A 22,685-nucleotide genomic window follows, 5' to 3' on the forward strand; every position below is an offset into this window, starting at 1 on the left:
TAAAAAGACAGATGGGAAAAACGGGGAATTTACCTCTCAGAGCAAATTCCCGTGAAACAAATTCATTAACCAGGGAGAATCGTTATAGGAGCTGCTTCTTTTCTGCATTAAATGCGTTGATGCCTTTTGCGGTATTCTCAAGCAGCCTGAAAGCAAGTTCCTGGTCAGGCCAGTATGCCAGCCCACAGTCCGGACTTGCATATTTTATGCAGTCCCCGAGAATAGAAGAGGCTTTCTCAAGCCGCTTTTTAATGACCTCAGGCGTTTCCATGTCAGTTACAATCTTTTGCATGTACTCTTTTTCTTTCCAGGCATTGACTCCATAGGTCTCGTTAACCATGCCCATAAGGCTGGAAATATCAGTCCTCGAGACCCCGAGCCTTATGTAAGTATTCGAATCCTCCAGGACTTTTTTGTCCATGAGATCTATGTAAGAGGGAGTTGCAGCATACTCAAACCCGATAACATTGATAGGGGTCTCGCAAACAAGTTTATACTTTAATGGAGAGTGCAGATGGATCTCCATATCTGCTCCCTGTTTTCGCGCGTAGGTAGAAGCCAGAGTAAGGGCAGAGATGATATCAGAGTCAGAAAACTGGATTCTATCGTTCATTCCAAGACTTGGTTCGTCCAGAGAAATAACCCTGATTTTGAAATTTTTCGCAGCTTTAAAAGCCTGTTTTATGAAATTCTCGATATTCAGAGCCATGATATGATATGCATCTGAAAAAGCAGTTGCTCCGAAAGCCTGAAGGTACAGGTCCGTAGGGCCAGCAACGCAAACTCTAACCCCCAGAGTTTCCCCTGTCTCTTCCCTGTACTGCTTTGCAACCTCGTCAATTATCTCGAGCTCAAGGATTTTTGCGTGCTCCTCTTTTACCACATAAGGCTCATAACAGTTCTTTTCATCTTTGATTATGTCCAGAAACTGCCCGATCATATCCCGAAACTGCGGATAAGTAGGAACGTGCACTCCAACATCGATTTTTCTCTGGAAAGTCTCCCTTACCAGAGAAAAGAGTTTTTCGTCCTCGTCCCGGTTTTCAGCTGCAACTTTCACCCATTCCCTCGTGAGACCCTCAGGGGTGGGAAGGCTGCCTCCGTCTATAAAAGTGATGTCCTGCATATGCGTAATGTAAGACAGATCGGGTATTATAAGTATTGGAATTACTCTGGATAATAAATTTAAAAGCATGGATGCTGAAGCTTTTTTAATTACAGAATGGACCCTGAGGTTTCTAAAAAAAGAAAGTATAAATTATTTAATTAACTGATTATAGAAAGAAATTTAAGGCATTGAAGATTATATAATAAAAGAGGTCTTTAGGGAAAAATTCCCTTAAAAGTTTCCTGTGAGAAAAATAAGGAAATTAAAGGGAAATAAATTAAGGCTTGATTGGGGGAAAATAGCTAGATATGGCCTTAACTGGAATAAAATAGATTAGTTGTCACACCATAAGAGACGCATCACTTTATGGAAAAAATAAATATGCTTCTTTGAGGTCATTTCTGGAAACTGATCCAGAAAGAAGAGCTTCCGGAAACTGAGTTTTTCGGAAATTAAGTTTTCCAGAGACTGACCCAGGAAACAGGATCAAGAATTGGATCAAGAGCCAGATCAAGAATAAAATCCCATACTTTCAGCCCTTTCCTGATATTGTTGAAATAATCCTCAGAATTCAACCAAAAATGTGTCTTCGACCAGATATATCCGGGTACAGAAAACCACCAAAATACACTACGAGAAAACCACCAAACTATACCTGGATGCAACAAAACCCCGGCTTTATAGTTTATTTAGAGCCATCGAAATTTAAAGCTGGAGACATGATGTCCAAATTAATAAGAAACACTATAAAATATGTATCAGTAAACACCATCTTACAGACTCTGAATGTGTCTGTCAGATATTTAGCTAAAATAAGTTGTAGCTCTGAAGTATCTGGAGCACTAACGATACCTGGTCTGCTTTTGAGCATGCAGAAAATAACTTCTGTTTTATCCAATCAGCTGCCACGGACAGGGTTACTTAATATCATTTTTTCATACAGTAGCCTTTTTCCATACAGCTTAAAAGTTTCCTTAAGAAATGGCTGTAAGAAAAAATTATTTTCAGGTACACAGCAGAGGGCTTTGACTTTTATTACATACTGTAAAATGTCCAATTTGGGGGTATGAACGATGAAAAATGAAATAAAGTTACTGAATGAATATTATCCCTGGAAAGAAGTAAAATTTAAGGGAGCCAGATGTTATCTAAAAGGAAACGTCTTTTTCGAGAATAACCTCCTGAGTCCGGAAAAACTTGCTGAGTTGATATCCCCTTTAATCTGTAAAGAGGGGCAGGGCAAGGAAAAAGAAATCAGAGATCTTCTCAAGCAATTAAATGGGGAGTTTGCGTTTGTTGCCGAAACTAAAAATACCATACTTTGCGCTGTTGATAAAACAAGAAGCATTCCTTTGTTTTATATAAAAACAAAAAACAATTTTATTGTATCAGACAGTGCCTACTATTTAAAAGATAAAATTAACCAGCACCTGAATGAGGAAAATGCAGCAGAGTTCATGGTTGCAGGATACGTAACAGGTAATGAGACACTCTTTAAAGACATAAAGCAGATAAGAAACGGGGAATTTTTAAATTATCAGAAAAATGAAAAGAGTCTGAAATCCTGTTGTTACTTCAGATTTTTACATGGAGACTACTACGAACTACCTGAGACCGAATTGCTTGAGATGCTGGACCAAACCCTTGTAAATACCTTCTCAAGGCTTATAGACAGCACCAGCAAGCAGGGAAAGCGGCTGGTAGTACCTTTAAGCGGTGGGCTTGATTCACGCATCATTGTTGCAATGCTGAAAAGGCTTGGAGTTAATGATGTAATATGTATGAGTTATGGAAGGAAGGGCAGCCGAGAATCAGAGATAAGCAAACAAGTTGCAGAAGCCCTCGGATATGAGTGGCTTTTCGTAGAATACACAGCGAAAAAATGGCGTGAATGCTATAATTCAAAAGAAGCCGACTTATTCAGGATATGGGCTGGAAACCTATCATCTCTACCACATATGCAGGACTTTCCGGCAGTAAGAGAATTGAAGGTCCAGGGAAAGATTCCAGAAAATTCAGTATTCGTCCCCGGACACAGTGGAGATATGCTTGCAGGCAGCCATATTCCTCCATATTGCCTCGACAATTCCGCGGATTTCAATTCGGAAGCCTATCTGGCAGCTTCCTTGAAAAAACATTATAATCTCTGGAAATGGCCTTATGATCAGGAGCTTGAAAACATCTTCAAACAGAGGATAAGCAAATCAACATCCGGACTGGAAATCAAAGATAATGAAACATTTGCAAACGCAATAGAATACTTTGATTTTAATGAAAGACAGGCAAAGTTTATTATCAATTCAGTCAGGGCCTATGAGTTTTTCAGATTTGGGTGGAGAATTCCGTTCTGGGACACAGAATTGATCAACTTCTTTTTGAAAGTTCCGATAAAATACAGAATAAACCAGGACCTCTACAAGAAATATGCCAGAGACTGTCTGTATTCAGGGGATCTGGAGATACTTAAAAAAATCGATTGTACTACCGATATACTGAACCTCAAGATCCTGGAAAAGCGCTCAAGGTATGAAAAACTCCTTCATTACAGTACATTCATTCATAGCTACTATGATGAAAAAGTGAATAACCCGGTATGGGGAAGATACTTTGAAAACCCTCTTATCTCGAGACTTCGAATTAAAATTTCCAGATATGAGAACGAAACTATTGAAGAATATCCACTACTGAAAACGATTCTGGAATACAGAAATGAAGAAAAGTACCCTCTATCAGTGAACGGAATAAGTGCTCTGGAATACCTGGCAGGCATCAAGGGAGAAGCTTATTCGTCCAGAAGCAAGAAGGTTGTGAAGCGGGCTGGTGCCCCGGAAAAAAGGCCTCTTTAATTAATAGAGGCTGAGCAAAACTCACGATAAGATTTGGGGAAAAGGGCAGGTAGAAAATTTCTGAACTTTGCAGTTATTCTTTTCTCCCTCTTCTTATCCCAACGTTCTGCCATATACAAGCAGAATTCGGCTGGCAATTTACTTGAAGAAACTGCAAAACTGAAGATTATCGAGAACATTGACAAAAATAGGATAAATGAAAGATTTAATTTGCTTATTTCTCTGATAACAGAAGATTAAGTAATTGGATTTATTTAATGTGTTTTCGATTAAACTGACTTTCCGAAGATGTCCTCTGAAAAATACAAAAAATAAAGAGATTGAAGAAAAGCCAACCAATTCAAAAAAATGGTCCGGTAAAACTGTAATTGAATATATCGAACAATCAGACACCGAAGTTCAGGACCGTTATTTACAAGAAACGTGAGAAACATCGGGCATTTTGGAACAGGTGATTTGGAGATAACCATACGATCCGATGAAGATTTGAAAAAAACAGAAGATCTTATAAGGCAAAGTTACGATAACAATTAAGACTAAAACTCCTATAAAAAGAAAAACAGAAAAGGGAAAAAAGAATCCTCCGAAAACAAAAATCTCCCCATTTTTCAGATATTCAATACCTTTTCTTGTACTTTGCAAGGACTTCTCTATTTGCCTCAAAAGCTTTCTCTTCAATGTAACCCTTTTCCCGGGCCCATTCAAAAAAGCTCTGGAGAACCTTTGCAGCTGTTCCGATAAATTTTTTACCTCCTCCTACTTCAACCACGTAGTCATCAAGGAAATCCTTAATTCCGGCGGGGCTGAGATGCTCAGGGCCAAAAACATCAAAGTAATTTTTGTTTTCGCGTTCAGGTCGGGCGGCACAAAGAGCCATGTCTTCTTCTGACAGATAATCTTCAGCACTGAGTTCAAGGAATTCCTCGTAAAGAAGAATCACATCTTCACAGTCCATGAAGGCATCAGGCTTTAAACAAGCTTCCTGTTCACTCAAGAATGTCCGAAAAGTTTCATTTATTGTGATCATACTTATCTCTGCAACGGTACTTTGTAGAGTACTATCAGTTTGCTATAAAAGATCTTATATTTTTCTAGAGAGGTTGAGTACAAAACTACTGTTACTGTTTCTATTTAATAGTGTTTCAAATGGCAAACCAAAAAAGCAAATCAAAACGAAAAATAAAAAACGGGAAATAAAAAACGGGGAATAAAAAAGAAAAAGAAAAAACGAGAAATAAAAAACGGAGAATCAAAAAGAAAAAGAAAAAACGAGAAATAAAAAAGGGGAATCAAAAAGAAAAAATAGAGAGGATAAAGAGAAAAATCAAAGGGAAAAAGAATATTTTATGTTCCCTTCCTTTTTTCTCATTTTCTATTAATCACTTCCGTTTTCCCCATTCTTTTTCACATTGATTCCGGAGCACCTATTCCCAGGGTATCAAGAGAGTTTGCAAGGACAATCCTTGCACAATCCACAAGTGCAAGCCTTGCAGCCCTGACCTTCTCATCCTCGGCTGCAATAACCGGGACAAAGCGGTAGAACTGGTTGAATGCATCGGCAAGTTCACGGGCATAGATAGCAAGGACGTGAGGCTTGAGTTCACGGGCTCCATGGTCGATTATGCTGTCAAACATTGCCATTTTCTTGATGAGATCGATTTCGCTGTCCTCGACAAGGAGAGAGGGATTAATCTCTTCCGCAGGGTCCCAGGCTGCTTCCTCTTTTGCTTTCTCAAGGATACTGCAGGCGCGGGCATGGGAGTACTGGATGTAGGGAGCGCCCTGCTTCTCAAAATCCAGGGCTTCTTTCCAGTTGAAAACTGTGGATTTTTCGGGGGAAACCCTGACTATATCATATCTCACTGCTCCTATTCCGACCATTTCTGCAACCTGTTTTTTAAACTCAGCTGAGGCTTCGGGGCGGCGGGTTTCTACCTGCTCGAATGCAGCTTCAGTGACCCTGTCAAAGAGGTCATCTGCACTTATGAACTGTCCGCGGCGGGTACTCATTGAGCCTTCAGGGAGAGAGACGAACTCAAAAATTACGACCTCAGGCTCCTTGATTCCAATTGAGTTCAGCGTCGCCCTGAGCTGGCCGGAAATAAGCTTGTGGTCTGCTCCGAAGATATCAATTATACGGTCTGTCTGCTCGGCTTTCCATTCGTGATAGGCAAGGTCGCGGGTTGTGTAAAGGGAAGTGCCGTTCGAGCGCTGGATAACAAGGGTCTTTTCAAACCCGTAATCCGAAAGGTCAACTACAAGGGCTCCTTTGTCCGTCTTTGTCCTACCGGTGGCCTTGATGCGCTCGACAATATCGTGCACTGCCCCGGATTTGAGGAAACTGGATTCGCTTACGAATTTATCATGAACGACATTTAAGCGGAGGAGGGTTTCTTTGATCCCGGAAACAGCCAGGGAAACTGCCTTCTCAAAACGTTCAATGGTCCTGACATCCCCGGCTTCAACCTTTTCCATAAGGGCATCGATTTCCTTTACATATTCAGGAGTTTTTTCCAGCTCGGCATTGGCTTTGATATATACGTCAGCAATTGCGGAGTCAGACTTTCTGGAAAGGTCAAGCTCAAAGCGTTCGCATGCCCAGGAAACTACCGCAATCTGACGCCCCATGTCGTTAACATAATACTGGACTTCCACATCGTACCCTGCGCGCCTGAGGATGCGGGCAAGAGTATCTCCTATAATCGAGTTGCGGATATGTCCTACATGAAGGGGGCCGTTCGGGTTTGCCGAGGTATGCTCAAGGAGTATTCTGTCCTTTGGAGCCCCACAACCGAATTTTTCTTTTTCTACCCGGACAGCAGTTACAGTTCTGTCCAGGTAGTGCCTGCCCGCAAGGAAGTTAATGTAAGGACCTGCGGCACTCACTTCTCCTATATATGAGCCTTCAGGAATTTCAATTGCAGAAACTATACGGGATGCAAGCTCTTTTGGGTTTTGCTTGTGCCTGCCTGCAAGCTTGAAGGCGACTCTGCTCGCAAGGTCAGCATGGGAAGAGGTTTCGAATTGAAGTTCGGAATCCTCAACCTCAAACCCGGCCTTTCGGATAGCTTCTTTTAAGATTAATGTAGCCTGATCTTTGAGTTCCAGGAACAAGATAAATCACCTGTATAAATTACCGTAAAAAACTAAAAGTCTTTAATGAAATTCTTCTGTGATAGATTTAATCTGTCAAATTCTGATCTACTGATCTGATCTACTGATCTGATTAATGTGATAGCCTTTAAGACATACTTTAATTTACCAACTTCTGATCCACTGATCTAAGGACAATTTAATTAAAAAAAGTATTGGGTAAAATTACTGGATAGGGGACCTTGCCCCTAAGTGAGCTCAGATTCCAGTACTGTACCTCAAAATTGCAGCTATGCCTCCAAAGGCGTTCATGAGCTGGGAACCTTCATCAAAGTCAGTGGATACGAAGATTAACTTTGAATTACTCTTGTCGGCAAGCTCTGAGAATTCGTCCACAATGTCCGTAACATCCGTAACCTCAAGGGACGAGCCGCATTTGGGACAGTTCCCGGCTGTGGGAGCAGGTTCTCCCGGTTTCCAGCGCCGTGTCCACTTATTTTCATATCCGCAGACACTGCATTTCGTAGTTACCCTTTCTGCACGCAGGTCTTCGGAGAGCAGGAGCACGTCCACTGAATTGATCTCGAGATTTGCCCTGACCTGGGCTTCCCCGTAAGCTACCTTACCCGAATCGGCAATCAGTTCCTTGAAAAAGTCTCTGACGGCATTCTTCTCTCCCATAAGCTCAAGGTCCTTGAGTTTATCCTCTGCGGCGTTAACAAGCTCGGAAAGCCCTGATTCATCGGTATATGCCGTATCAAAGAGCCCAAGGATTTTCTTAAGGAGCTCGTGGTGCAGGAACTCACCCGCATAGAACTCTTCCTTTGTCGGAGAGGGGCCTCCTATCAGGACGCCTTTGAGATCCTTGTGGTCTACAGCCATGAAAATCTCACTTGCAGCATCTCCTATCCTCTTGTAGAACTCATGAATTGCAATGAGCCTGAGCTGCTGGAAACGATGGGCACTCTGACCACCTTTTCTCTGCTTTCCAGGGACCGTTGAGGTAAGGTTGCGGAAAGCCTGGATTCGTTTTCCGACTAGAAGCCCTACGGTTGCTTCCCTGCGGTCAAGAACCAGAAGCCCGAAGGTGTTCTTATCCTTAAGCATATCCTCAAGAGGCTCAAGATAGAAAGATGAGTCACAGTGGTACTTGTAGACAGTGATGGGGTCAGGAGGGACAATTACCTCGCTTTCCATACTTGTCTTGTTGGCTCCGATATCCACAGCTCCTGTAAAGTACACTATCCCATTCTCAGGCACTTTGTCCAGGTATCTGAGCCTTGAGAGCAGAGACTCAATTGCTCCCTGCACATTCGTCTTCGTAAGCTTGGACTTTATATTTGCAGCCTGTCCGTGCTCGTCTTTTAATTGGTTTGTAACATCGAAAATCTGCTTGTCAGCAGGAATATAAAGGGAAATAAGCTCCGTGCTCCTTCCTCTCTTATCCCTGAGGCCTTCAAGCTTCTTTTTAAATTCGTACTTGTCGTGTGCGGATTGTTCAGTCATTTTAAGAATTCCCCGATGAATAAGGCAGTAAGATTCGTTATTATCGTGAGTCTGGTAGTAAATTGAGATTTGAGATTTGAGCTTTTTAAGCTAATCTTCAAACTGGCAAACTTAAGGTGAACGGGTTAGGTCTGTTTAACTTAGTTTGAGATTCCTGGATCCAGTGCAGATTTTCGATAAAAAATTATCAAATCCGGCATCATAGCAAATTTAGGTATTCAGTATGATATTTGTTTAGCATGTCGGTTGGCATACAACGGATAACCGGAGGATTTGATGAAGATAATCACACAGTGAGTTCCTGTCTCACCCGAAATCCGGGTATAAAAACCGCCTGGAACACGAAGAACCTTAGAGTGAGAAATACACCCTTTAGAAACCGGTATCTCAGCAAGTCGCTAAAGCTTGTATTTATGCTGCATAAACCTGCCAGGTTTCGCATTCTTTTGATCGCACTAGATATGAGACATAATATGAGACATAATCTTACTCAAACTGTATATAAGAATTAACGCCTTGATTTAAATTAATATTGGATTAACCCCTGCCGGGACGATATCCTAATTGAAACTTAGGTTTATATTTGTTTCTATCCCCGACTTGTTTTATATATTCACACAACTATAAAAGATTTCCTGTACGTTGACCTCTACTTTAGAATTCGCTTCCGGACAAAGGAGAAATAGAGAAAAACAGAAAAAAGGTTAGGTAAAAAAAGATTCGCAAATCAGGGTTTAATCCAGGCAGGAAATATTTTTCACAGGAGACTTTTTTCCGTCCTTTGAAAGCAGGACAACCCGGCTGATATCTGATTCATCTGTGATCTCGTACCCCAGATGCTTTGCAAGCTCTTTTGAAAACTCCAGCACCTCTGCATGGGTTGGCATGGCAGAGCGGTCAAGACGGAGGCGTGAAAATCCAAGGTGCATGTAAGCCTTTATTTCCACAAAATCCGGTGAGGCCTTTTTAATTAGTCTGGCATAACCCTCCGGATTGAACATATTTTCCCCCTTGACCAGTGTGGTCCGGATGACTGTTCTTGAGCTTTTCTCCTTCATAAAGTCCAGAGACTCGTTGATCCTGTCCCAGAGTGCAGGAGATTTTGGCTGGCAGACTCTGAGGTAGGTCTCGAGATCCGGAGCATCAAGACTCATGTATAACTGGGAAGGGTTGATCTTTGCAAGCATTGAAGGGACAGTTCCGTTTGTAACCAGAAAGGTAGTGAAACCTCTCTTTTTATATTCTTCGATAAGTTCAGGAAGGTAAGGGTAAAAGGTCGGCTCTCCGGACAGGGAGATTGCAACGTTATTCGGTTCATTGCCTTCAAGCCAGCGTTCCCTGAGTGCATTTGGAGAACCACCGAAACCTGTGATCAATTTGCGCTGGCAGGCGATGCTTTCCTCAACTATTTTTTCAGGAGAATCCCACTCCCCGGGCGCAGGGACCGGGACCTCAGTCGGACGCCAGCAGAAAAGGCAGCGCTGGTTGCAAATGAGAGTAGGGGTCATCTGGAGGCAGCGGTGGGACTGAACTCCATAAAACCTGGACTTATAGCAGAAACCCTGGTCATTCATTGCATGCCTGAGCCAGAGGCAGGTCTTTACTGCTGAATGGCGGCCTGCAAGGGCATAACCCTGTTTCTTCAGGAGAGTTGCAAAATCAGGGATATCAAAGGGGAGAGAGGTCTGCTCTTCATCCCGGTTTTCTCCCTGGACTTCCGGAAACTTTTCCCCAGAGTCTTCCTTTTCTTCCTTTTTTTCTTCAAGAGGCATTTTCCGAATATTAAATCTTTGTGGTATATATAAGGATCGGAAAATAATTTTAGAGAACTTCATAGGGCCAGAGAATTTAGAGAAATGGAGATTTAGAGAAATGGAGAATTTTATGGGGAATAGGGCTGATCGAAAGTTTTCGAGAAGAGGTTATCTGCCCTTACAGTCTACCGAATTAACCGGATCTGAGTTTTCGGACATGGACTTAATCAAATGCCAGGATTTTCACGTCAAAATCCGCAAGATCCACAACCGGAACTCTGGCTGGCACAGGCATCAGGTTTACACGCTTCTGGAACTCAGTCTGCGCCTGCCAGGTCCCGGAATTGACCAGTAGGACATTTTTGTATCGCTGGACTCCAAGGGTATGGACGTGACCTGTATGAATAATATCAGGAACAGGGTCAATTATAAAGTAGTCTTTTTTCTCCGGAGATATGGAAACCCTGCTCCCGTACGTTGGAGCCAGGTGCCTGCGCTTAAGCATCTCAAGGACTGCACCCGCAGGCTCCTGATACGAGACGCCAGGAACGCTTGCCACCAGATCGTCAATAGACCTGCCGTGGTAGATAAGGATTCGGACGCCGTCAAGGTCCACAAGAGCAGGGTTGCCTACGAAGGTGACATTCGACGGAAAATCCGCGCAGATCCTCTCAGGCAGGGCAGGCTGTGGTTCTGCCTGACGTACAGCGTCGTGGTTTCCAGGGCTTATGATCACGTGGATGTGTTCAGGAACTTCTCTGAAGTACTCTGCTGCTTTCCTGTACTGTTCATAGACATCCAGAATATCCAGTTCCATTTCCTGGTCAGGATAAATCCCGATACCGTCCACGAGGTCTCCTGCAACAACGAGATAACGGACCTGAGCTGCAATCTCCCGCATGTCTTCTGAGTCAGATTCTCCTTTCAAAAAGTCCAGAAAATCCAGCCAGGAATCTTCCAGGAACTGAGAACTGCCCACATGCACATCCGAGATAAGGACAGCTTTTCCGTGGCTTCCTGTCCTGCGCTGAACACTGTTCGGAACATCAGGCTGGAGGAGCTTTGTGGCAAGCATAAGCTTTCCGTCATTAGTAACCGAGCCTGTTACCCCTATGACCTCGTCCAGAAGAAGCCGCGAAGCAAGCTCAAAGAGTTCCTTGTCGCTATTTCGGATAAGAACTGAAAAAGAACCTGTAGGGTCTTCAATAGAAAAGATTTTGTGTCCGTTGGTGGTGGTGCTGATATCAGAAACCATCCCTATAATGGATATCTCTTCAGTGTTTCCGTCTGATCCGCGGCGAAAACTCCTCCTTTTCAAACTCTCTATAGGGCGTGCATTCATCCTGCCCCGGATGATCTCAGAGAGCCGGCTGTACCTGTCCTTGAAATATTGCACAAACTGCATATACTCCCCAACACAGGTAGAATGCCCGGTGATGTCGGAAAGCACGGTAACAGGGTTGCGGCCTGGAAGATACCTGACTTCCTCGTTCCTGGAACTCGAAGGAAAAGAATTTCCATGATTTGAAAAAAGAGAATCTTCCCTGGAAGCACGGTTAGAGGTCGAAGGAGAAACTGCATGCCCGAAAAAAGAGGAAGCTGGTTTATCTACACTTCTTGAAGAAGCAGAAGGATAAAAGGGATTGGAAAGAGATCCAGGAATAGATTCAGAAACAGAATCAGAAACAGAAACAGAATCAGAAACAGAATCAGAAACAGAATCAGAAACAGAATCAGAAACAGAATCAGAGACAGAATCAGAGACAGAATCAGAGACAGAATCAGAAACAGAATCAGAAATAGAATCAGAAATAGAATCAGAAATAGAATCAGAACCCTGAGAAGAAAGAATGTAAGGTTTAGTCTCCGGGTTGGAGTCCGAGACGTCAGCCGATGAAACCATATCCGGTTCAACACTTGAGAAAGATTCTGGTTCCTTAAGGGCATCCAAAGCAGAGTCAAACGCTTTTACAATGTGAGAGTCTGCAGGTTCTAAGGCAGGAGAGGAAATTTTATCTGGAGCTATTTGGGAAACTGTCCCGGGAGATGTTCCAGAGATAGGCCCGGAAACCGTTTTAGAAGTTTCAAAGCCCTTCAGGTCGACATGTTCAGGCTCAATAACGAAAACACAGTCATCAATAGTTGAAAGGATATATTTCAGAAGGTTTTCAGGGGAATTACTTAATTTGATTAGTTCTACGGCTTGCGGGCTTATCTGGTACCCTTCCTCTATAACTGCCCGTACAATATCGATCTCATTCATAATTCCTACCTGACTTTCTCGACCTGGCCTTATGGATACCAGCGTCTGTTGAACCTAATTTAACCTAAGATCAATCAACCTGAGGTCAAAAAGATTTAAGGCAAAGACCCACTTAAAATATAAAAACTAAACACATACAAAATTGCTTCGATGCCAGCAAAATAACATTTATATATTTTTAAAAAGTATTATCAGTTTTTATTCTCGTGAGAATAACCTATCAACAGAATTATATTTTAGATTCTGATTGGATGTTTATCTTCGTTGTCAGCCTTAGAGCCAATGTTTGTTGTTATCCAGACCACTTCGAAAGCGTTGAAAAAATATTAAGACCACCGGAGACTGCCAGGAACATGCAAGCATTCCAGAAACTCAATTTCCTGAACATCATAATTTTTCCCAGGTATCGGCATAATCAGATTTTTAAACAACTCAGATATCTAAACAACTTAGATCTATAAACAACTCAGATCTATAAACCTCAGATTTCTAAACAACTTAGATCTATAAACAACTTAGATATCTAAACAACTTATTCGGATTCCATGGAATTTCAGTCTATTTTTTCAGGAGTTGCATATAAAAATATCATAACCTGATGATAAATTGTAAGTTAAATATAGGATAAAAACAAATTGTATAGGCGAATATACTGAAAAGAGTCGTATAATAAAACAAAAAAGTCATGTACAGTTAAAAGCGTGAGAGTGAAATTCATACAAAAATATAAATTACATAGCTGATGAAATGCTGGCACAGGCAATACATATCAAGTCAACTACCCGCTAAATCTAAAGATTTAACAGGTTTCCTGCTGAGGGTTTATGAAATTTAATACGGTACCAGAAGAATAAGATAAAGGGAATAAAGGCTTACTATGAGCAAAACTAATACACAAAACAGTACCCGGGAGGAAGAAAGCTTCCTGGTTTCCCTTGGAAAGGATTTGCTGTCAGTTGCGGCTGTCCTGATAGCCTTTATGATTCTTTCCAAACTGGCATTCGGGCTCTGGACACCCATGGTCGCAGTGGAGTCCGGAAGTATGGAGCCGCATATGCAGGTAGGAGATATTATCTTCATCAAAAACATCGATCGAGTTGCTCTTGTTACCAATGAGGATGGGAAAGATTCAGGCTATATGACCTTTGGTGACTACGGAGACGTGATCCTCTATCGACCCTATGGGCAGGAAAGTACAACTCCTATAATACATAGAGCTATGTACAGGGTTGAAGCCGGAGAACCTATGTGGAAAAACGGTCCTGCTGCCCCTTACTCAGGATACATTACCAAAGGAGATAACCCTATGACCAACAAGCACTTTGATCAGGAAGGACAGATAAGTTACTATGTGCCTGTGAAGGATGAATGGGTAATAGGGGTTGCAAGATACAGGATTCCCTATCTTGGACATATCAGGCTTTTCTTTTCATGAACCTCTTGAGTTGTATAATCTCTCAGCTGTACATTTAACTTCAATCAACTTCCGTACTCTTCATAAAGATCCTGAACCAGATTTTTAATATCTGGTTCAAGCATCTTGTTTTTAACTTATTTTCCTTCAGATAGTTTCTATTTGTTTCTATTTATTCCTTAATCTGAACTTATTTCTCTATTCTTTTCACTTTCAAATAGTTTCACTTTAGAATAGTCCCTCAAACTTTCACCTTCGGCAGTTGTTCAAACCTTTTCCGTACTTTTTTGCGAAATCTTTTTGAGCTTTAACAAATCAGAGTAGACCGTAACTATAAGTGAATCTAAACTGAAAATAAGCCTAAAAAATAGAAGTAATTTAAAATGAAGTAGCAGGTAAGAGATTAGAAATAAAAAATGGATAAAGCAGAAGATAAGGAATAAAAAACAGCTGAAATCATAAGAAACATGAAACTTAAAAAACTGAAAATTGGCAGGACAGAGCTTCCCGGAAACCTTCTCCTTGCACCTATGGCAGATGTAACAAATCTGGCTTTCAGACTGCTTTGCAGGCAGTACGGAGCTGACCTGACGTACACAGAGATGATCAATGTAAATGCCCTGCTCAATGAAAGCAGGAAATCTTTTATTAGAGGGCTGAGTTCTCCTGAAGACAGGCCCTTCGGGGTTCAGCTTGTGGGAGGCTGCCCTGAGAAACTGAGGGAAGCTGCACTTATTGTTGAAGAGGCATACAGTCCTGAAGTTATAGACATTAACATGGGCTGCCCCGCAAGATGCATCACAGGAGCTGGCTGCGGCTCAGCTCTCCTCAATTCTCCGGAACTTATCTATGCAATAATCTCAGAGCTTACAGATGCCCTGAAGACACCTGTCAGCGCAAAGATCCGCCTCCTTGGGAGAGAGGAAAAAACTCTTGAAATTGCCCGCCTGATAGAAAAAGCAGGGGCTTCGGCCCTGACCGTGCACGGCAGAACAGCAACACAGATGTACTCAGGCAGCTCGAACCTTATAGAAATAAAGGCCGTCAAAAATGAGCTTTCGATTCCCGTTATTGCAAACGGGGACATAAGGGATGAGGAGTCGGCAGAAAGAACTCTGGAACTGACAGGCTGTGACGGGCTTATGATAGGGCGCGCAGCAATGGGAAACCCTTTTATTTTCAGAAGGATCAGGCACTACCTGGAAACCGGTGAAAAACTTGAAGCGAATGAGCAGTCCCGGCAACTGGAGGATTTTGAAAAATATATTGCCCTCCTTGAAGAACACAACCTGCTCTCATCCATAAACCTCAGGACGCACGCACACTGGTTTACCAAAGGACTGCCCGGCTCGCGGCAGGTCAGGGAAAAAATGAATGGTTTGACGGATGGAAAGGCCATAACTGAACTGATGAGAAGTTCCTGCCAGAAAAAATATTAAAAGATCTTATCTTTTTAGAAATGAACATTGTTTACAACAGTATTAGTAAAAAACATGGTTAAGAGACAGGTTAACCGGTGAAAAAGAATAATAAAACATCTAAAAAATAATTAGGAACTAGAAGTATATATAAACAATTTTTCGACTTTCACCGAAAAACTAATAATAATCTACACAATTATCCATGAACTATCAGGCACAAAACGGCGTAAACATATAATTGAAAATATATTACACTCGAGATACCTATGATCCATTAATTATGAATACTTTCAGGTTAACAATTTGCCGTCCAAAGTTTCGAATTACTGCAAATCTGCTTTTGCATATTGCAGTGGTGCCTGAAGAAAAAAACCAGATACGGACCCGTACAAGGGTAGGTACGGAGTTCCTAATCTGACAAGAATTAATAGAGATTAACATCAGGTTAACTCGATTAACAGCAGTGTGCCGACAACTAAATTATAAGGTGCCATACAGACTGCCGAAAACAGCGAAAAATATTAGAAAAACATTAAATTAAAACCGCGTTTAGAAGGAGAATCCAGATGAAGGAAATCAGAATACACGGTCGAGGAGGCCAGGGTTCTGTTACTGCGGCTGAAATGATCTCCATTGCAGCTTTTGAAGACGGAAAATTCAGCCAGGCCTTCCCCGCTTTTGGGGTAGAGCGCAGAGGTGCCCCGGTGCAGGCATTCACCAGAATCAGTGATAGTCCTATCAGGCTCCGAAGCCAGATCTACGCCCCGGATTACGTTATTGTCCAGGATGCCACTCTGCTTGAAACCGTTGATGTTGCAAGCGGGATAAAAGACGATGGAGTCATCATAGTAAACACCACCGAAAAGCCGGAGAGCCTGAAACTTGACACAAAAGCCAGGGTTATGACCGTGGACGCCACAAAGGTGGCAATGGACATCATAGGCCTCCCTATTGTGAACACTGTCCTCCTGGGAGCTTTTGCAGGCGCGACCGGAGAGATCAATGTGGAATCCATTAAGAAAGCCGTAAGGGACCGCTTTTCCGGCAAAGTAGCCGAAAAGAACGCACAGGCTATCCAGAAAGCCTATGAGCTTATCAGGAGGAGAGAAGCATGAAGATCCCAATCGGAGGAGTTTGTGAACCGGGTTCGACCCTGGTAAACAAAACCGGAGGCTGGAGAAACTTCCGTCCCGTATATATTTACGAAAAATGTACCAAATGCGGAATCTGCGAGATTGTGTGCCCTGACATGTCAATCCATCTCAAAGAAGACGGCTTTTTCGAATACAACTACGACTACTGCAAGGGATGCGGCATCTGCGCAAATGAATGCCCTGCAGATGCAATTGAAATGATTCTGGAGGAGAAATAATGCCGCTCAATTCAGCTGACAAGGCCAAAATGGTCGTCGTGGAAGGCTCCTACGCAGTTGCCCATGCAGCAAAGGTCTCCCGTCCAAATGTGATTTCCGCTTATCCTATCACCCCTCAGACCCATATCGTTGAGGACTTATCTCAGTTTATAGCAGACGGGGAAATCCCGAATTGTGAATACATCAACGTGGAATCCGAATTCTCGGCAATTTCTGCCCTTGTGGGAGCCGCAGCTGTCGGAGCAAGAACATATTCCGCAACCACCTCCCAGGGGCTTTTGCTCATGCACGAGGTACTCTTCAACGCCGCAGGAATGAGGATGCCCATCATCATGACCGTGGCAAACAGAGCAGTCAGCGCCCCGATCAATATCTGGAACGATCACCAGGATGCAATTTCCCAGAGGGACACAGGCTGGCTCCAGCTCTATGCCGAGGATGTCCAGGAAGCAGCAGACATGGTCCCCCAGATCTTCAAGATCGCAGAGGACAAAGATGTGCTCCTGCCGGGCATGGCCTGTATGGACGGGTTTATCCTCTCCCACGTCTACGAACCCGTGGTGCTGCTTGAGCAGGACCTTACCGACGAGTTCCTGCCCAAATATGAGCCGGAATATGTGCTTGACCCCAAAAACCCGATGACCTTCGGAGCCTTTGCAGACCCCTCGACTTACACCGAATTCAGATACCTGCAGGAAAAGGCAATGCAGGCAGCCCTTCCGAAGATCGAGGCTGTTTCCAAGGAATTCGCAGAGATCTTTGGCAGAGACCACGGAGGCCTTATCGACGGTTACCAGCTTGAAGATGCTGAAGTTGTAATCATGGCCATGGGCTCCCTTGTGGGCACCCTCAAGGATGTAGTTGACGAGTACAGGGCAAAGGGCGAGAAGATCGGTATCCTGAAAGTCAGGTCCTTCAGGCCCTTCCCGAAGATGCAGATAAGAAAGGCCCTGGCAAAAGCCAATGCTGTGGTCGTGCTCGACAAGAACATCTCCCTCGGAACCAACGAAGGTGCCCTCTTTACCGAGACCAAGTCCTGCATGTACAACAGCAGGTGCGATATTCCGATTATTGGCTACACCTTAAACCACGGTGGCCGTGATGTTCAAGTGGAGCTTGTCAGGAAGATAATCGAAGAGACCAAAAAGGTCGCAAAATCCGGTATTACGGTTGAAAGCCAGTTTGCTGACGTCAAGGAGGAGTTGCTATGAGTAAACCCGCACCAAAAACCTACCTTGCTCCGGGACACAGGGGCTGTGCAGGCTGCTGTGACGCCCTTGCCGCAAAGTTCATGCTTATGGGCGCAGGCTCGGACTGCATCATCATTAACCCAACAGGCTGCCTGGAAGTTATGACTACACCCTTCCCGGAATCTGCCTGGCAGGTCCCGTGGATACACTCCCTCTTCGAAAACGGAGGCGCAGTGGCATCAGGTGTCGAGGCAGCTCTTAAGGCCCTCGGCAGGAAAGGAAACACCAGGGTCATCGGAGTAGGCGGCGACGGCTCGACAATGGACATAGGGATTCGGTCCCTCTCAGGCGCTTTTGAGCGGGGCCACGACCTCACCTACGTCTGTGTAGACAACGAAGCCTACATGAACACCGGGATCCAGAGAAGCTCCGGAACCCCCTTCGATGCTTCCACAACAACAAGCCCCGCAGGCAAAGTCTCCTTTGGAAACCAGCGCCCGAAGAAGGACATGCCCGCTATCATGGTAGCCCACGGCTCTCCGTATGTGGCCACAACCTCAATCGGCTTCCCAAGGGACATGATCAGGAAAGTCAAGAAAGCCACCGAAACTGTGGGCCCGACCTACATCCACGCCCACGCTCCCTGCCCAACCGGCTGGGGTTTTGACGGCTCCAAGACCATCGAACTTGCAAAACTCGCAGTCGAAACCTGCCTCTGGCCGATGTACGAAATGGAAAACGGCGAGATCACCCAGGTAAGAAAAGTCAAGGACCCAAGGCCCGTCGAGGAATACCTCAGAGCCCAGAAGCGGTTCAAACACCTCTTCACCATGGAAGGCGGAGACAAGGAAATCGCAAAGATCCAGGCCGCTGCAGACTGGAACATTAAACACTACGGACTTCAGTGAAAACTGAAGTTCTACTTTTTTATAATTCTTTTATTTTTTTTAGTGAGTTTTTTTAATATTTTTGATTTTTTAGATCATCAGGGTATGATTTCTGGATGTTACTTTTTTGATTCGATCCCCTTTAATCCCCCTAATTTTAGTCAAGAACGATTATTTAAAATGGAAAGTTAATCTTATTTTCGGAGATTTTGTCTTAGAAGGGGAGAGATAGTATAGATCTGTGTAAAAATTTTAAAAGCTGAAATATTAAATATCATTTGAAAAAAAATTGATTTTTTCCTCTATGACAATATGAATTAAATAAAGATTAAATAAAGAGTTTTTCAGATAGAAAAAAAGAAACATTCGAAAAAAATATAATGGAAAAAACATTTAAAAACTCTTAAAAAGCAAAAATAAAGCTTTAAAATCCTAAAAAACAGACTAAATTATATCAAATATTTTAGATCTAAAATTATATATTACAAGGTATCTTATAATTAATATTGTTAGTAGTATTGTACTATAAAATACAATAAGTCTGACGATTAAAGATTCAATGGGAAGGGAAAAAAGAATAAAAAATTAGAATTTGTTTAACTTTGGTTTTACTGTTCAAAAAAATGATTTTCTAAACTTATTTAGTCTCAACATTATTTCCAAAATTTATTCAATAAGGAGTGAGGAATTAAAAACTGGTGTTTGTCCAGCTTAGATTATCTTTTCGACAAATGTTGATTTTTTTGAGATTAATTCTAAATATAGATTCAAATTTTGAGAAGAAAATCTGGAAGTGAATAAATGAGAAAGAATATTACAAGCTTTGTGGGGATGACCATGCTATCCATCAACCATTGGATGAGAAAAAACAGGCTATATGCGCTATTTGCGCTGATGTTTTCAGTGATGCTGATCATGTCTAATGCGGCACCATTTGTGCAAGTCGCATCGGCAACCGCATCCTCCGACCAACTGGAAACCGAATCTGACAGTGAAACAGCACCTATAAAAGTAACTTCGGCTTGCGAACCCGGTCCAGCATATAGAATAGAAAAGTGCATTACAGACGTAAATTGCGGTGGATCGAAAGCCAGTGTAAAAAAGGCAGGAGATATCATAACCTACCGGATAACAGTGACTAACACCGGAGATGTCGACCTGACAAATGTAACTGTCACAGACAAGTTAATTGAAACTCTAACAGGGCCAACAAAATCAAAGGATGCCGATGGAGTTCTGGATGCAGGAGAGATATGGACATATACCGGCAGCTACACGGTAACGCAGGAAGACATAGACACCAACGGGGGATGTGATGGATACATCGATAACGTCGCAATGGTAGACTGTGATCAGCTGGAGCCAAAATGTGACAGTGCCAGGGTACTGATAGAAGAAGCATCCACAGGAGATGATTCAACAGGAGATGATTCAACAGGAGATGATTCGACTGGAGATGATTCAACAGGAGATGATTCAACAGGAGATGATTCAACAGGAGATGATTCAACAGGAGATGATTCGACTGGAGATGATTCAACAGAAGGGAACCCGGATTATATTATATACAAATCAATAATCGGAGCTGATGAAGCCGGAGATAGTATAGTCAACAAAGCTGGAGACATAATAGAATATCAGATAATGGTGAAGAATGAAGGCAGCGCGAACTTAACAGGAGTTTCAGTAAGTGACCCGATGATTACATTGACAGGGCCGACTGGAGATGATGTTGACTCAGGAGTGTTGAATCCGGGAGAGACATGGAAATTCTTCGGAAACTATACGTTAACCCAGGACGATATTAACAGTAACGGTGGTGGGGACGGATTTATCGAAAATACGGCAATAGTAAGTTGCAACGAAATTCCTGATGAAAGCAGCAGTGTACAACAACTGATCGTCCTTAGCTCAGCCGATATTGATAGCAGTGGTGATGCTCGTAGCGCCCACCACAGTAATGGTGGCACTGGTCACGCCCGTATCATCTCTAAACCTACCACAAACGTTGAAGTGAACGAAACTACATGGAAAGAAACTGACACTGAAACGCAGCTTGGACCTGATATTAAAAACTTTGAACAAAACACTGAAAGTGCCGAAGCAGATGTTGAAAAGGAACCAGAGCAGGAAAGCGCAGGTATACCTGGGTTTGAAATCGTTTATGGTGCAGTCGGACTGCTTGCTGCAATATTCCTGTATAGAAGGAAGTAAAAACAAAGCGAATCAGATAAAAAAAGCATTAAAAGAGAACAAGGCTTAGAAAAAAATTAGATGAGGGAATTAAGCCTTCATCTAATTGTACATTTTTATTTTCACCCAAAGAAGAAATGTTTGTACATTTTTATTCTCATCCAAAGAAGAAATGTTTGTACATTTTTATTCTCGGCTCAAGAAAAGATGTGCAAGAAATGTGCTGTCTGTTTTGGTCCATTTCAAAGAGCAGCAAACCAGGAAAAACGAGGGATTGTTAGAGGCGTTAGAGGCGTTAAACCGTTAAAAAACAAAGAAATATAACTACGTTCGAAACTAACTAAACCTAAAAAAGATTTATACATCGAATGGTGTAGGCATCTGTTTTGTAATGCCGTTTTTTAAGCACCATTTTTCAAAGATTCCGTTTTGTGCCGTTTTTAAGGGATATCGTTTTTTAGGATATCGTTTTTCAAGATATCGTTTTTCAAGATATCGTTTTTCAGGATATCGTTTTTCAAGATATCGTTTTTCAGGATATCGTTTTTTAGGATATCGTTTTTCAAGACACCGTTTTTTATGTACCGTTTTTTCACAGATGCCTTGCACGCCAAATATCTTTTCCTAAATATAAGACTACGGATGTACTGAAAATTGAATATAAGTCTCCAGAGGTACTGTAAATTAATCCTAAAGTATGAGGTTAAAATCAAAAACAGAAGAGCTTTTGTGTATTTTTAGAAATTTTTAAGTGGGTTTCAGCTCCTTAAAAAGCTTTAGATTTAGATCAATTTTAAATTTACAAAGCATGGATTTTACAAAGCTCAGGTTTGTAAAACTTAGATTTGATAAAATTTTAGACGTAGGCAAAAAGAGAGGGGTTGTAGAAATGAAATACAAGAAAAAAAGAATAGAAAAAAGTAAGCTGCCTGAGGATTAAATGTCAACTAAGGGCAGCTGCCTTCTAAGGTCTGGCAAATAACCTTCTCTGTGAAGGGCAATCTTATAATCACTTATTGCTCTGCATACCCTGTGTGTATATTTTATGCAGTCGGTACCAACTTCACCTTTAAACAACAGCTTTTCTGTCTTTTCTATGAATTCCGGATAGGTAAATAACAGTTCTTCTTTGGTGTGCAGGAAAAGAGCTGTAAAGTCCCTGTGGATACCCATGCTTCTTTTAAGCAGCTCAACGTTGAGGTGACCCTCAGAGAGGTAGCTGTTGAATTTCACAAACGTATAAAAGTCTGCGATGTTCTGATTTAAGGAGTTTAGGATTGAATATAGCACATTATCGGTTTCCGGAAGGAGGATATCCGGAAGATTGAGGTTTTCGCCATCAAATGTTTCGTTTTCTTCAATATTTTGATCCCGGGTTGTTTCACGGTCCATTTTATCACCCTGGTATGACGTTTATATTTAAATGATTATATTTAAGGGTTTATATTTTAATAGGTGGATCTGGCTGTTTCCGCTTTATAGCAACGGAACCAGTCTTTTACCTTTTAGAGGTGGCTTTCGGATACACCTACTGGCTTGTTATGGAGGTGGCATAAGTTTATCAGTTGAAGTGCATCCAAGTACTATATGCCCTGTGCAGGCTCTGTCTCTTATACACATCTGACGCTGCCGACGAAT

At 42.4% G+C, this 22,685-nt stretch carries 17 protein-coding genes; 9 read left to right on the forward strand and 8 right to left on the reverse strand.

The genetic code is table 11. From position 1 onward, the window contains the following. Nucleotides 1-82 precede the first annotated feature (82 nt). Entirely contained in the window at nucleotides 83-1,126 is a 1,044-nt protein-coding gene (locus EO95_RS05910) for a methionine synthase (RefSeq protein WP_048133133.1), read from the reverse strand. Nucleotides 1,127-2,181: 1,055 nt separating this feature from the next. Between EO95_RS05910 and EO95_RS05920 the strand changes: the two genes are divergently transcribed. After that, nucleotides 2,182-3,954, forward strand: a complete 1,773-nt coding sequence (locus EO95_RS05920; protein WP_048133135.1) for an asparagine synthetase B — start codon at nucleotides 2,182-2,184, stop codon at nucleotides 3,952-3,954. 616 nt (nucleotides 3,955-4,570) lie between these two features. On the opposite strand, the gene EO95_RS05935 is transcribed toward EO95_RS05920, so the two are convergent. The 5 genes from EO95_RS05935 to EO95_RS05955 all read right to left on the reverse strand — a co-directional run bounded on the left by EO95_RS05935 (nucleotide 4,571) and on the right by EO95_RS05955 (nucleotide 12,570). After that, nucleotides 4,571-4,981, reverse strand: coding sequence for a hypothetical protein (locus tag EO95_RS05935; RefSeq protein WP_048133138.1), 411 nt, complete (start codon nucleotides 4,979-4,981; stop codon nucleotides 4,571-4,573). 377 nt (nucleotides 4,982-5,358) lie between these two features. Then, entirely contained in the window at nucleotides 5,359-7,068 is a 1,710-nt protein-coding gene (gene argS, locus EO95_RS05940) for an arginine--tRNA ligase (RefSeq protein WP_048133139.1), read from the reverse strand. A gap of 237 nt (nucleotides 7,069-7,305) precedes the next feature. Beyond that, the gene (gene prf1, locus EO95_RS05945; RefSeq protein ID WP_048133140.1) at nucleotides 7,306-8,553 is read right to left on the reverse strand and encodes a peptide chain release factor aRF-1; all 1,248 of its coding nucleotides are present in this window, start codon (nucleotides 8,551-8,553) and stop codon (nucleotides 7,306-7,308) included. 734 nt (nucleotides 8,554-9,287) lie between these two features. After that, nucleotides 9,288-10,325: a 4-demethylwyosine synthase TYW1 gene (gene twy1 / locus EO95_RS05950; protein ID WP_048133141.1), complete on the reverse strand. Its 1,038-nt coding sequence runs from the start codon at nucleotides 10,323-10,325 to the stop codon at nucleotides 9,288-9,290. Between the two features lie 205 nt (nucleotides 10,326-10,530). Then, nucleotides 10,531-12,570: a DNA-directed DNA polymerase II small subunit gene (locus EO95_RS05955; protein WP_048133142.1), complete on the reverse strand. Its 2,040-nt coding sequence runs from the start codon at nucleotides 12,568-12,570 to the stop codon at nucleotides 10,531-10,533. Between the two features lie 877 nt (nucleotides 12,571-13,447). Here EO95_RS05955 and EO95_RS05960 point away from each other — a divergent pair. The 7 genes from EO95_RS05960 to EO95_RS05995 all read left to right on the forward strand — a co-directional run bounded on the left by EO95_RS05960 (nucleotide 13,448) and on the right by EO95_RS05995 (nucleotide 21,068). Further along, a complete protein-coding gene (locus EO95_RS05960) occupies nucleotides 13,448-14,005 on the forward strand; it encodes a S26 family signal peptidase (protein WP_048133143.1) in 558 nt (185 codons plus the stop codon). A gap of 446 nt (nucleotides 14,006-14,451) precedes the next feature. Further along, on the forward strand, nucleotides 14,452-15,423 hold the full coding sequence (dusB, locus tag EO95_RS05965) for a tRNA dihydrouridine synthase DusB (RefSeq protein WP_048133144.1): 972 nt from the start codon (nucleotides 14,452-14,454) through the stop codon (nucleotides 15,421-15,423). A gap of 548 nt (nucleotides 15,424-15,971) precedes the next feature. Next, a complete protein-coding gene (locus EO95_RS05970) occupies nucleotides 15,972-16,520 on the forward strand; it encodes a pyruvate ferredoxin oxidoreductase subunit gamma (protein WP_048133147.1) in 549 nt (182 codons plus the stop codon). Further along, nucleotides 16,517-16,777 carry a pyruvate synthase subunit PorD gene (porD, locus tag EO95_RS05975; protein WP_048133149.1) on the forward strand — a complete coding sequence of 87 codons (261 nt, stop codon included), beginning with the start codon at nucleotides 16,517-16,519 and terminating at the stop codon, nucleotides 16,775-16,777. The genes EO95_RS05970 and porD overlap by 4 nt, the downstream gene beginning before the upstream one ends. Continuing rightward, a complete protein-coding gene (gene porA, locus EO95_RS05980) occupies nucleotides 16,777-17,988 on the forward strand; it encodes a pyruvate synthase subunit PorA (protein ID WP_048133156.1) in 1,212 nt (403 codons plus the stop codon). Before porD ends, porA begins: the two co-directional genes overlap by 1 nt. Then, nucleotides 17,985-18,875, forward strand: a complete 891-nt coding sequence (porB, locus tag EO95_RS05985) for a pyruvate synthase subunit PorB (protein ID WP_048133159.1) — start codon at nucleotides 17,985-17,987, stop codon at nucleotides 18,873-18,875. Before porA ends, porB begins: the two co-directional genes overlap by 4 nt. Before the next feature lie 915 nt (nucleotides 18,876-19,790). After that, a complete protein-coding gene (locus tag EO95_RS05995) occupies nucleotides 19,791-21,068 on the forward strand; it encodes a PGF-CTERM sorting domain-containing protein (RefSeq protein WP_235282884.1) in 1,278 nt (425 codons plus the stop codon). 336 nt (nucleotides 21,069-21,404) lie between these two features. Here EO95_RS05995 and EO95_RS17490 read toward each other — a convergent pair whose 3' ends face one another. Further along, complete coding sequence (locus EO95_RS17490; RefSeq protein WP_156163989.1) at nucleotides 21,405-21,656, reverse strand: hypothetical protein; 252 nt, start codon at nucleotides 21,654-21,656, stop codon at nucleotides 21,405-21,407. A 199-nt stretch (nucleotides 21,657-21,855) separates the two neighbouring features. Here EO95_RS17490 and EO95_RS18440 point away from each other — a divergent pair, with 199 nt between their 5' ends. Next, nucleotides 21,856-21,987 (forward strand): hypothetical protein, encoded by a 132-nt coding sequence (locus EO95_RS18440; RefSeq protein WP_268767890.1) that lies wholly within the window; start codon nucleotides 21,856-21,858, stop codon nucleotides 21,985-21,987. On the opposite strand, the gene EO95_RS06000 is transcribed toward EO95_RS18440, so the two are convergent. Next, nucleotides 21,984-22,439, reverse strand: a complete 456-nt coding sequence (locus EO95_RS06000; protein WP_048133162.1) for a hypothetical protein — start codon at nucleotides 22,437-22,439, stop codon at nucleotides 21,984-21,986. The genes EO95_RS18440 and EO95_RS06000 overlap by 4 nt on opposite strands. Nucleotides 22,440-22,685 lie beyond the last annotated feature (246 nt).

It is taken from the genome of Methanosarcina sp. 1.H.T.1A.1, assembly GCF_000979295.1.
Lineage (GTDB): Archaea > Halobacteriota > Methanosarcinia > Methanosarcinales > Methanosarcinaceae > Methanosarcina.

Excerpts from the sequence above, each read along its gene's own strand:
- EO95_RS05910 (WP_048133133.1), bottom strand. The coding sequence starts at position 1,126 with ATGCAGGACATCACTTTTATAGACGGAGGCAGCCTTCCCACCCCTGAG.
- EO95_RS05920 (WP_048133135.1), top strand. The coding sequence starts at position 2,182 with ATGAAAAATGAAATAAAGTTACTGAATGAATATTATCCCTGGAAAGAA.
- EO95_RS05935 (WP_048133138.1), bottom strand. The coding sequence starts at position 4,981 with ATGATCACAATAAATGAAACTTTTCGGACATTCTTGAGTGAACAGGAA.
- prf1 (WP_048133140.1), bottom strand. The coding sequence starts at position 8,553 with ATGACTGAACAATCCGCACACGACAAGTACGAATTTAAAAAGAAGCTT.
- twy1 (WP_048133141.1), bottom strand. The coding sequence starts at position 10,325 with ATGCCTCTTGAAGAAAAAAAGGAAGAAAAGGAAGACTCTGGGGAAAAG.
- EO95_RS05955 (WP_048133142.1), bottom strand. The coding sequence starts at position 12,570 with ATGAATGAGATCGATATTGTACGGGCAGTTATAGAGGAAGGGTACCAG.
- EO95_RS05960 (WP_048133143.1), top strand. The coding sequence starts at position 13,448 with ATGAGCAAAACTAATACACAAAACAGTACCCGGGAGGAAGAAAGCTTC.
- dusB (WP_048133144.1), top strand. The coding sequence starts at position 14,452 with ATGAAACTTAAAAAACTGAAAATTGGCAGGACAGAGCTTCCCGGAAAC.
- EO95_RS05970 (WP_048133147.1), top strand. The coding sequence starts at position 15,972 with ATGAAGGAAATCAGAATACACGGTCGAGGAGGCCAGGGTTCTGTTACT.
- porD (WP_048133149.1), top strand. The coding sequence starts at position 16,517 with ATGAAGATCCCAATCGGAGGAGTTTGTGAACCGGGTTCGACCCTGGTA.
- porA (WP_048133156.1), top strand. The coding sequence starts at position 16,777 with ATGCCGCTCAATTCAGCTGACAAGGCCAAAATGGTCGTCGTGGAAGGC.
- porB (WP_048133159.1), top strand. The coding sequence starts at position 17,985 with ATGAGTAAACCCGCACCAAAAACCTACCTTGCTCCGGGACACAGGGGC.
- EO95_RS18440 (WP_268767890.1), top strand. The coding sequence starts at position 21,856 with ATGGATTTTACAAAGCTCAGGTTTGTAAAACTTAGATTTGATAAAATT.
- EO95_RS06000 (WP_048133162.1), bottom strand. The coding sequence starts at position 22,439 with ATGGACCGTGAAACAACCCGGGATCAAAATATTGAAGAAAACGAAACA.